We start from the raw sequence: 10,740 nt of genomic DNA, 5'->3' as shown, positions 1-10,740 counted from the left end.
ATATATTATTGGTTATTACAGCCAATTACGACCACATCAATATAATGGCGGATTAACACCGAATGAATCAGAACGATTATATTGGTTAACCTCTAAAACCGTGGCTAGTATTTGTTGACCACTACACCCCCCCCTATAAATGGTTAGCCATATCGGACACCTGTCCTATTTAAATTATCCTTCTCTGATATGGTGACATCCGATGTGAATATAACTCTAACAAAAGCCCGATACGTTTTTGGGTGTTTTTTTTTTAGAGTCAAAGAAAAAAAGCAAAACACATAAAAACAATAAGTTAAGCTTTAAATAGCAATGTTAAAGTCCGTGTTTTATGTTCCAATACAAATAAAGCCCCCCTATAAATGGTTAGCCATATCGGACACCTGTCCGATTTAAGTTATCCTTCTCTAATATGGTGACATCCGATGTGAATATCTTTCCTATAAGGGTGACATCTAAGGTATTAAGTCATCTTACTTGGTTATACGGGTACATTTCGGCCATACAACAGAACCAAGTTTTTGTTAACCCATAATGCCAAATACAAAAAAACCGCCATGAAGAGGCGGTTTTTAGAATATTGTAGATACAAAAAAGCCCCCATTTAAGAAGGCTTTATTTAGTGTTCCCACCAATAGCAGAAATAATACACTCTATTTCACGAAGTTAAACCAGAAGAGCTAGAAAAAGTGAAAATAATCACAAAACTAGCACTTAGCTACCCTCGCTATTGTCGCCCTGCTACAGCCTAACTTCTGCTGTATTTCTGAGTAACTCCGCCCAAGTTTTAATTGATCTCGTATATCTTGATGCAGGGATTCATTCACACGGCGACCACGGTACTTACCTTCCGCTTTTGCTTTCGCAATGCCTTGTGCTTGGCGTTTATGGCGAGTTTCGTAATCATCGCGCGCCATCGCTGCCCCCAAATCCAACATAAACTCGGTTAAGGCCAAGGTAATGCTGTTTTGCTCACCCGCGCTGAACACTGCATGCGTCATTGGCTGATCTACCACCACTATCACCAACCCTTTTTCCATGATGCGGGCTTTTAAGGTTTTCCACTCAAGCCAAGGTAAACGAGTAAGGCGATCCATCTTTTCAATTAGCAACACATCACCGGCTTCGCTATCGTCTATTAGCTTGTTGAGTTCTGGCCGTTCTAACTTGGTGCCAGATTGGTTTTCGATGTAGTAGCCAGCAATACGACTATCAAACTTGGCGCCAAAGGCTTTGAGTTCTTCTTTTGCCCGTTGGGCATCTTGCTCGGTAGTAGAGGCGCGAAGGTAAGCACGGATCAGCATGGTTTCCCCTAAACTGGTTTAATTTAAGTTGGTTTCCAAACTCAGTTTAGTATAGATGGTTTCACAAATGAAGCGATAAGGGGTGAGAGACTGTAGGGAGTGGTTTCGTTAGGGTATGCCTAAAATGACAGATTAAAGTATGTCACTAACTCAACGTTTATTTATATAGGCATTATCAATACGACTTCTTATGTAAAAAGTAATGGCATATTTACTCTTCAACAAAAAAATTAAAATAATGTTTTATGTGGGCTTGATCATTTAAACGCATAATTAATAAGATATTAAAATGGCTATAATTTAAAATATTAGAATAATTATCGTCTATTGGCTAAATTTACAATCTATGTATTTATCAGAATTGAAAGCACAACATTTCAGACAGTTTGAAGATTTTTCTATGGCATTCAACAAGGGGTTAAATTTACTTGTGGGTGAAAATAATGCGGGTAAAAGCTCTGTTATCGATGCAATACGACTCGTCCTTGATACAACTTCAGCTGAGTGGGTTAACCTGAAGAGTACTGACTTCCTAAATGGTAAAAATGAGTTACAAATTCAGTTAAAGTTTGAGGGCTTATCCCTACGAGAGTCAGGCTTATTTTTAGAACATTTAACAAATGAAGAAGTAACCCCTGGAGTTAATAAATCTACTCTATTCATAACTCTTTCAGCAAAACTAGCACCAAACCCTTTCAAAAAATCTCAATTTATAAAGACCGAAATCCGTTCTGGTATCAATAATGATGGCCCTATAATTGAAAGAGACGTTCGTGAGTACCTCGCTGCTACTTATTTAAAACCTTTACGTGATGCCGAAGCTGAACTCTCAGCTGGACGCTCGTCTAGGCTATCTCAAATTTTAGGAAGTAATTCCAGTTTAGCTGGAGATACGAGCGCAACTCAGCGTATTATTGAATTACTTACTGAAGCAAGTAAGGAAATTCAGTCAGACGCAGCAATTCAAACTGCGCAAGACAATATCGCTACCTTGCTGAACTCTTTAACATTCAAAGCGAATGTATTTGCGCCAGTCTTAAGCTTGTTAGGAAGCAAGGACTATGCAGACATGGGCGAATCAGAAAAATCATTCGCTCTTAAATCCATTTTAGAAAAACTAACTCTCGAACTCGATGCTTCAGGTATTAAGCACGGATTGGGTTATAGCAGTCTGTTATTTATGGCTACTGAACTAATGCTAATAAAACAAGAGGAAGATCAATATCCTCTGTTGCTAGTAGAAGAGCCTGAAGCTCACCTTCACCCTCAGTTACAGTTGAAGTTTATTAATTATCTTCGGACTGAAAATAGTCAACTACAATGCATTTTATCCACCCATAGTCCCGTACTTGCATCAAAAGCCCCCTTAGAGAGCTTAATTCTAATGCAAGAAGGCCAAGCTTTCCCTCTAAGAAAGGGATGCACAGCACTCGAAGACGAAGATTATGTTTTCCTAGAGAAATTTTTGGATTCCACAAAGGCAAATATGTTTTTTGCAAAAGGTGTATTGCTAGTTGAAGGGGTTGCAGAGGTAGTTTTAATCCCCAAAATAGCGGAATTACTTGGTCGGCCTTTAGAAGACTATGGAGTGTCGCTAGTAAGCGTAAATGGCTTATCAAGGAAGCGCTACGCTAAGGCTTATCGATCCAGCTCTACCTCAGTAAATCCACAACCATTACCTATCAAGGTAGCTTGTATCACTGATTTAGATTTGTGGCCAAATGAAGCTGAAGATACTGGTGATAACGATTATGGCTTTAAAACCAAAAAGCAGCCAAAACCAAGTGGTAAAGGCGGAAACTTGAAGTATTGGCTTAATGAACTCAGCCCTGCCGAAATAGATGCAAAAAGAGCTAAGAAGTCCGAGTTTGATGGAGAGCTAGTTAAAACGTTTATATCTAATGACTGGACGTTTGAGTTCTGCCTTGCAAAGTACGGACTGAGCGAAGAGCTATATCAAGCGATAAATCATAGCATGGATGGCTACGATGCACTAAATACTGATGCACAAATAAGAGCTGTCCAGCTGTATGGCGTTATCGAAGGTAAAGGAGATGGGAAAAGTGAAGTTAGTTATTTACTGGCTGATATCCTATCTAAGTACAAAGACCGCCCTCTAGATCTAAAAGCAAAGTTACCATCCTATATTGTTGATGCTATTGAGTATGTAACAGAACCGTTTCCTGCAGAAATGGAGCCGTTACAAGATGATTGATATTAATGATACGGATATCAGCGCAGTCGAAGCAGAGTTAGGGGTGACGTTTGATGCTGCAAGAAAGCAGGTAATCAAGACATTCAGTGATGTACAGGCTTGCCCAGGTAGTGGCAAGACAACAATGGTTGCAGCTAAGCTTCTTATAATTGCCAAAAAATGGAAACAACCGCATCAAGGAATATGTGTTTTAACTCATACCAATGTTGCAAAGGGTGAAATAATTGAGCGCCTTCAGCAGAGTGTTGATGGTCACAAACTATTATCCAATCCACACTTTATTGGCACAATTCAAGAGTTTGTAAATAGATATCTCGCAATACCATATCTACGTTCAAAGGGCTTTACCGTAACCCAAGTTGACGATGATATATGTTGTACTAAGGGGTGGTCTCTTTTGTCTAGAGGGACAAAGAATTTCCTGATACAACGACATATTTCATCATTGCAGGAGCTTCAATATAAATTCATCGATGGCGGAATAAAACTATCAGTACCTGGTTTTACAAGGCTATCCACATCGACAAGCTATCAGGATTTAAAGTCAGCAAAAAGAACGTTAGTGACTGATGGTTACTTCTATTACCATGAAATGTATGCGTTTGCTAAGAAGTACATTCTAAATAATTCATCGATTAAAGGTGCACTTAGAGCTCGCTTCCCTGCTGTATTTATTGATGAAATGCAAGATACCCAAAGATTCCAAGATGAATTGCTAAACGATATATTCCAGCATGAGACTGTAAGCTTCCAAAGATTTGGTGACCCTGACCAAGCTATTTATAGTGGTGGGGAAGAGGGAAATCAAACTTACAATCAAGTTACCTTAGAGAAAATCGAAGACAGTCACCGCTTTAACAATTCAGTTGCGCTGCTGGCAAAAAATTTAAGTTACAACCGTATCAATCTGAACTCAGATACAGCAGCACCAGAACAAGCCTTACACACAATTTTTTTGGTTGATGAGAACTCACGAAGTAACGTTTTCGATAGGTTTGCAGAATTGTGTTCACAAGCAATCCCGGAAGACTGTAAAAGACCAATTAAAACGGTTGGTGCCGTTGGTGTTAGGAAGGATGATGGATTGACCATTTGTAACTATCTCGACTCATTTGATAAGAGCAACTCAACAAATGCGTTTAAACCAAGCAAATTTATTCATTACTTTTATGAAGGGAGTCGCCTAAAAGGTGGGCATCAAGCATATCGTCTAATTCTTGATGGGATGGTTAGATGCGGTCGAATATCTAATGCTAAACTATCACACCAAGATGGTACTCAGTCTAGGTACTCAACCACATATATACGTAAATACTTGAGAGAATCGGGTTTAATCATTGATTTCAATGTCCTGATTAAGTCATTGATTGAAAATGATATAACAGAGAGTATATGGAACCAATCAGTCACTACTTTATTCAGTTATTTGAACTTGCATAACTTGAGCCAAATTCAAGAATTTATCTGTTTTGAGGGTAATAGGCCCCTCGCAGATACTGTTAACAATGTCAGCGCTAACAAGGTTTATACAGACGTTGCAGGACGAATAATCGAAAATGAAGTGGCAACCATTCATGCTGTCAAAGGTGAAACACATGCAGCCACGCTAGTCTTGGAAACTAAATTCCGTTCAAATGATTTAAAGTCATTAATTGACTACATTCTAGCCGAAAACATTACGAAACCAACAGCTGCTACAAAAATCAAGTTCATGAAGCAGTTATATGTCGCTTTTTCAAGACCTGCGCACTTACTTTGTCTTGCTATGGATAAATCAGGGTTTCCTCCTGAGCATGTTGGGAAGCAAGAATACGCAGGCTGGAAAATTTGTGATCTTACAATGCCCTAAATTTTTATTTCTTAGTCGGTAGAAATTAATTGTGACTTTTATTGTACCTTCAATAAAGTGCTTCTAGCTTATACTTGGGTTTTATATACTAAACAGACGAGTTAGAGTTATATTTCTAACTCGTTTGTGATCACCAAGCAATTCTGTTACAACCAACTTCACCAATATCACTCCATATCGACAAACTTACCCACATATTTCACATAACATCTGTTATATCTACCGCAACAGAAAGCAATTATTCTCTAAGTCATAGAAAAGAAGAACGATTTTAAAAGGCGTTATATCGTCTAGTTAGTGGAAACTTTCCACTCTCACCATTTATACGAAAAATCACTTTTCCCTACTTTTCAACTTCCCGTTTAGCGATACAATCTCTTGGTCCGACGTATAAAAACATAGAAGAACTAAAATAATGAACACTCCTAACGCATTTCACTTGCTACTAAAGCAAAACCGTGAAGAACACGGAATGACGCAAGTCGATGCAGCTAAACACTTAAAGGTAGCAAGGCAAACCTACTTAGATTTAGAGTGCGGAAAAACACTACCACGACTAGACACACTCATTGCAATATCGGCACTTTTTAATAAAAGTGTCGCCTATTTTACTGGCGAACGTCCCTCGTTAGACAGTTTTGATACCATGGAATTATTAGAAGAACTCCAACACCGGCATGTAAAAAAAGCACCAAACATTGCTGACGCGATGCCTCATTAAAAACGATAAAAGCCTGCGCCAGCAGGCTTTTTTATTGCTTTTGATCTTGATTTTACCGCAACGACCAGCCCACGTAGGCCGCCATAGAAATACAGTAAATAAAGCCTGTAACCAAACACGAATAGGCTAAAGGCGTAGACACCATTTTTAAGCACCAAGCGGGCTACATTGGGTGGGCGGGGGAGGTTGTGGAAGCCGATGTGCGAAGCGCGAGGTAATTGGCAGGCACTGCCAACATGACAGCCTAACCACACCAATAAGATGCCAAATGTAACCACACTTACAGGCCGCTTTTGATGTTGGCTTGTGGCCAAAGCGATCACCGATGCCAAACTGAGCGCGGAAAATTTAACATAATTGCCGTTTTATGCGTTGTGCCCAGTGCCCGCCAGCTTGCTGGGGTTAGGCACGTAACATTTCGCATAAAACATACAATATGTTAAATAGAGCCCATTTGGGGCAAATTATTGCCTAGCCACTTTTTTATTTACAATGATTCAAACTCAATAAACTTTCTATTTTTAAATGGCTAAATCTCTAACATGGCTCTCGCCGCCTACTGAGCTTAATCGTCATGACAGCTTAGTCAAACAGACTGAACGTGCTAATAAATCCGAATTGGCTAAAGAAGCTAGGGCGCAAAAAACACTGGATACGTTAGCTCGTATTGAGGCTAATCAACATTCATTGAAGCATGAGCAACTGATGAATAATATTTCAGGTAATGGATTATTCATTGGTCAATGTACAACACAAGAAGAATTAGAAAAGAATCACCAATCTGTATTGATTCTTACCGAAGAAGATACCTTCTATTCCATAAAAAACATGATTGATGAACGATACCACCAAAAGGGTGAAGTCCCATCGACATTGATTTTGAAAGATATAGATAAAGTTAAAACATGGGGTGAGTATTTAGCTACAGGTTTTGGCGCTGTTATGTTGACTCAAGCATTTGGCGATTTTGGTGTAACAGCACGATATTCCGTGATCAATGGGAAAACACGTGTGTCAATATCAACTCGAAATAATGGCAATCAGATGTTACGCCATGTGATGGTTAAAGGTATGCGTATTAAGGTGAACGGAACGAAGACCTATGCCATAGATAACCCGAAAGTAGTACAGCTAGGATTAGCCCCAAAACAGCGTATAGGTGCAGGTATAAAAGCCGGTGCTATGACCATGATTATATCAGCCGCGATAAATACGAATGATCTGATTTTTAACGATGAGACCGATTTTTACGATTGGTTCGGGAATGTAGGCGCTGATTTTATAAAAACCGCATTATCTATTTATGGTGCAGAGCTGATAGTTGGATTGATTGTTGGAGGTACTGGAGTTTTACCGTTAGTGATTATTGCCGCTGTTTCCATAGCTCTTAGTGTAGTACTGGACCCATTATTTGAAGTGAAAAATGTTTCAGGAGAACTGACAAGTGCGCTTAGAAAATTACAAATATGAGAAAATATCATTAAAAAATAAAGTTGGGTTTATTTTTATAACATTACTACTCAGTGCTGGGTGTTTCTGGTTCATTAGTTCATGGATAACCGCACTTTTTAATGCGTATTCATTAACGAATATCATTAAATATTCAGTAAGCGCACCGCTTGTCGGAATATCATTATTTGGTGTTGTTGTTTGGTTGTGGCTTGCCATGTTTATTATTATCAAAACAAATAAAGTAGCAGCACATAGTTGGACTGACACGCAAAAGGAACAACATAATAAAATGTTAATTTTATGTTGTGCGATAGCTGTGGTTATTAGTGCTATTTCGTATTTTTATATTGATAATCGTTTAATGAATCATGGTTATAGCGTTACAACTAAAGTAACTAATGTAAATATATATAAGACCTATACAAAGGAATAAAACTGTTGAGGTTTAAACGGCTTTTACCTAGATATTAGATTATTAATGATATCCCTTATGCCAAATTTACTGTGGCACTAAGATTACCTAAAATTGGTTAGTGCGTATAAAAACCATTATGTTAAGGCTGCTTTGTGCCAGCAAAAGGCACCAAGTAGCCGTAATTATGAAGCGCCAGCACCCACGATACCCAAACGCACGGTAATGGCGAACCACAAACCAATTCAGTTAAACCTAGGAGCGTGAGCCATTACGGTGCGAACGGCTCTTGTTTGCGCGAGCGTAAACTTCCCCAAGATTGGGGATAGGGGTTGGAAACAAGCTCCTAAGCTAGCCAGCGGCAAAATGAATGGAAAACCGCCCCGACAACACCATGACGTTGCCTTGGTGTGAGCGATGCTTGCATTGCGGCTTTTCACACGAAGGCGTTTTAACGTGATGGTGGTAAGGGTGTGGTTTGAAATGAATGGCGCGTCTCGCTGGCGGGCCTTATCCTCGGATTGTCCGCAAATGGTATCCCACAAAGCATATGAAAACATAGATAAAACATTGAAAAAAATAACAATAAGCTTAATATCGCTTTTGTTTTATTGAAGAATTTTATTATGAATAAACTATTTATTACTTTTGCTTTATTTGGGCTAGCTGGTTGTGCAACAACAACTACGGGTCCAACACCTTCAGGACAAGATCAATATGTTATGTCGCGTCAGGAAGGGGCTTTTCCATCGGGTAGTGAACCGTTACTACAAGAAGTACTAGAGCAAGCTAACAAGTTTTGTCAAAGCTTAGATAAAAGCTTAGAGGTACTAGATACTCACGAAAACCAAGGGCCATTTATCTTAGGCAATTACCCAAAAGCAACAATTCGCTTTAAGTGTTTATGATATTAAAGATCGTCAATAGACGATCTTTTTTTCTGGATTCACAACAAATCGCAACTTTTATGTTATTGGGATAAGTGACACTAAAAATACTTCCCATCGAGGCGGTATTTCGATATCTGGTCGTTACCGCATATCGGATCGATTTAACCATCATCTATTAAATATCGATATTTCTTTATCCTTTTCAATATTTATAAATCAATGAGTAAAGCGTATTTATCTGTTTCTCTCTTTTAAATCAGGATTAAATATATGTATCAAAAAAATATCTGTCTAAATACAAAAACTTGGGTCGCGTATTCCACTGGTAATCAGGGATACCGTAAGCTAATCAAGAATCCAAAGCCTACCGCAGATGATGTTCGACGTGCTTTATATAAACGTTCAATTAAGAGGCGGAGCGAAAATACTAGGGATTATTACAATCAGTGGTCTGAGTCTGTTGAAAGGGATGGCTTGGATTTTTTCTTTGTTGTCACTGTTAAAGCTAAAACGAAGGATGAAGCTGATGCAAAGGCAAAAGAAATTATTTCTGACAATGGATGGAAAGAAGCAAGTACAGCGACATATGCGACAGAAATTTAGACACAAGAACGACTCTCAGCTGGGAGTCATTCTCTGTTTTTTAACCGCATTATTAATAGAGCCGTTAACAGCACTTAGTGCGCATAAATAACCATACGGTCAAATAAGCCCTACTCTCAGGGGTTATTAACAATAATAATCACAATCCACTTATCGAAATATATGACTAGAACAATAAAATATTGGCAACACGCTGCAGGTGACCAAGATAGAGATTATGTAGATTTATGTCTTAAATGGGATGTAATTATTACAGGACCTGGTTATCAAGGAGCTTGGCCTGATTGTGCTGAAAAATTAAAAAAAAATGAATGGTCATCGAGAAAGATTACCAATTTAAAGCGCTTTTGCGAAACGATCATAGACAGAGATATTGTTGTTCTTAGACTAGGTACTTCACAAGTTTATGGTGTAGGTATGGTAGTCGGCGACTATGAATATAATGAAAACTTTGGCGATGTAGACGGATGGGGATTGCAACATATCCGTCGAGTAAAATGGTTATGGAAATATAACGAAAATCCAGAAACTTTTGATACTTATTCACTTAAGTTAGGCGATACAACACAAGAACTTACATCAGATATCGTCATCAACTGGATACACTCTTTAAAATTAGATTTTGATAGTCTACCAACACTCACAAAACTACCACAGGTTAACGTTCAAAAAGATATCTGTTTTGAAAATATATCAGAATCACTATTTGATTACGGTGTATCTAGCACTTCAATTGATGTACTAACCAAAGAAATTGATGAATTAATAAGAATTGCTAAGTGGTATCAAAAATACCAAGACCCTTCAGAATTTGAAACGGTTGCCTACCTTGCAGTACCTCTATTGAGAGCCCTCGGTTGGACACCTCAAAAAATGGCTATTGAGTGGAATAAAGTAGATATTGCACTATTTAAACGTTTACCGAGAAATGACTCTAATTTAGATGTTGTTGTTGAAGCAAAAAGAAAAGGTAACTCGTGCTTAAATGCCATTTCACAAGCAGAAGGATATGCTCAAGGAAAAGAAAACTGTAAAAGACTCATAGTAACTGATGGCCTTAGATACGGCGTATATTTAAAAGATGGAGAAAACTTTAAATTATATGCGTATTTTAATATTACACGTATTAGAGAATCTTACCCTATTTACGAGTGTGGTGGAGCTTCGATTGTAGTGGTCAACAAATACTAGCCACGGTTTTAGAGGTTAACCAATATAATCGTTCTGATTCATTCGGTGTTAATCCGCCATTATATTGATGTGGTCGTAATTGGCTGTAATAACCAATAATATA

The 10,740-nt window shown here is 38.4% G+C and carries 10 protein-coding genes; 8 read left to right on the top strand and 2 right to left on the bottom strand.

Features of this window, described 5'->3' with window-relative positions:
- Positions 1–707: 707 nt before the first annotated feature.
- Positions 708–1,304 (bottom strand): recombinase family protein, encoded by a 597-nt coding sequence (locus C9J42_RS20965; protein ID WP_107302288.1) that lies wholly within the window; start codon positions 1,302–1,304, stop codon positions 708–710.
- Positions 1,305–1,650: 346 nt separating this feature from the next.
- Here C9J42_RS20965 and C9J42_RS20960 point away from each other — a divergent pair, with 346 nt between their 5' ends.
- From C9J42_RS20960 to C9J42_RS20950, 3 genes are all read left to right on the top strand, one after another.
- Positions 1,651–3,519, top strand: a complete 1,869-nt coding sequence (locus tag C9J42_RS20960) for an ATP-dependent endonuclease (RefSeq protein WP_107302287.1) — start codon at positions 1,651–1,653, stop codon at positions 3,517–3,519.
- Positions 3,512–5,368, top strand: a complete 1,857-nt coding sequence (locus C9J42_RS20955) for a UvrD-helicase domain-containing protein (protein WP_107302286.1) — start codon at positions 3,512–3,514, stop codon at positions 5,366–5,368. The genes C9J42_RS20960 and C9J42_RS20955 overlap by 8 nt, the downstream gene beginning before the upstream one ends.
- A 415-nt stretch (positions 5,369–5,783) precedes the next feature.
- Positions 5,784–6,089, top strand: coding sequence for a helix-turn-helix transcriptional regulator (locus tag C9J42_RS20950; protein ID WP_107287299.1), 306 nt, complete (start codon positions 5,784–5,786; stop codon positions 6,087–6,089).
- Here the strand turns inward: C9J42_RS20950 and C9J42_RS20945 are convergent.
- Positions 6,086–6,403: a hypothetical protein gene (locus C9J42_RS20945; RefSeq protein WP_107302285.1), complete on the bottom strand. Its 318-nt coding sequence runs from the start codon at positions 6,401–6,403 to the stop codon at positions 6,086–6,088. The two genes, C9J42_RS20950 and C9J42_RS20945, sit on opposite strands and share 4 nt — an antisense overlap.
- Before the next feature lie 211 nt (positions 6,404–6,614).
- On the opposite strand from C9J42_RS20945, the gene C9J42_RS20940 reads away from it, so the two are divergent.
- The 5 genes from C9J42_RS20940 to C9J42_RS20920 all read left to right on the top strand — a co-directional run bounded on the left by C9J42_RS20940 (position 6,615) and on the right by C9J42_RS20920 (position 10,637).
- The gene (locus tag C9J42_RS20940) at positions 6,615–7,559 is read left to right on the top strand and encodes a hypothetical protein (protein WP_107262264.1); all 945 of its coding nucleotides are present in this window, start codon (positions 6,615–6,617) and stop codon (positions 7,557–7,559) included.
- Entirely contained in the window at positions 7,534–7,974 is a 441-nt protein-coding gene (locus C9J42_RS20935; protein ID WP_045187065.1) for a hypothetical protein, read from the top strand. The genes C9J42_RS20940 and C9J42_RS20935 overlap by 26 nt, the downstream gene beginning before the upstream one ends.
- 605 nt (positions 7,975–8,579) lie before the next feature.
- Entirely contained in the window at positions 8,580–8,861 is a 282-nt protein-coding gene (locus tag C9J42_RS20930; protein ID WP_107208640.1) for a hypothetical protein, read from the top strand.
- A gap of 252 nt (positions 8,862–9,113) precedes the next feature.
- Positions 9,114–9,446: a hypothetical protein gene (locus C9J42_RS20925; protein WP_107208641.1), complete on the top strand. Its 333-nt coding sequence runs from the start codon at positions 9,114–9,116 to the stop codon at positions 9,444–9,446.
- A 162-nt stretch (positions 9,447–9,608) separates the two neighbouring features.
- Positions 9,609–10,637 carry a hypothetical protein gene (locus C9J42_RS20920; protein WP_107287298.1) on the top strand — a complete coding sequence of 343 codons (1,029 nt, stop codon included), beginning with the start codon at positions 9,609–9,611 and terminating at the stop codon, positions 10,635–10,637.
- Positions 10,638–10,740 lie beyond the last annotated feature (103 nt).

The organism is Photobacterium sp. GB-56 (assembly GCF_003026105.1).
In the GTDB taxonomy this organism is placed as follows: domain Bacteria; phylum Pseudomonadota; class Gammaproteobacteria; order Enterobacterales; family Vibrionaceae; genus Photobacterium.
The sequence above is the reverse complement of the archived record's forward strand: the minus strand, read 5'-3'. Positions and strand labels throughout refer to the sequence as shown.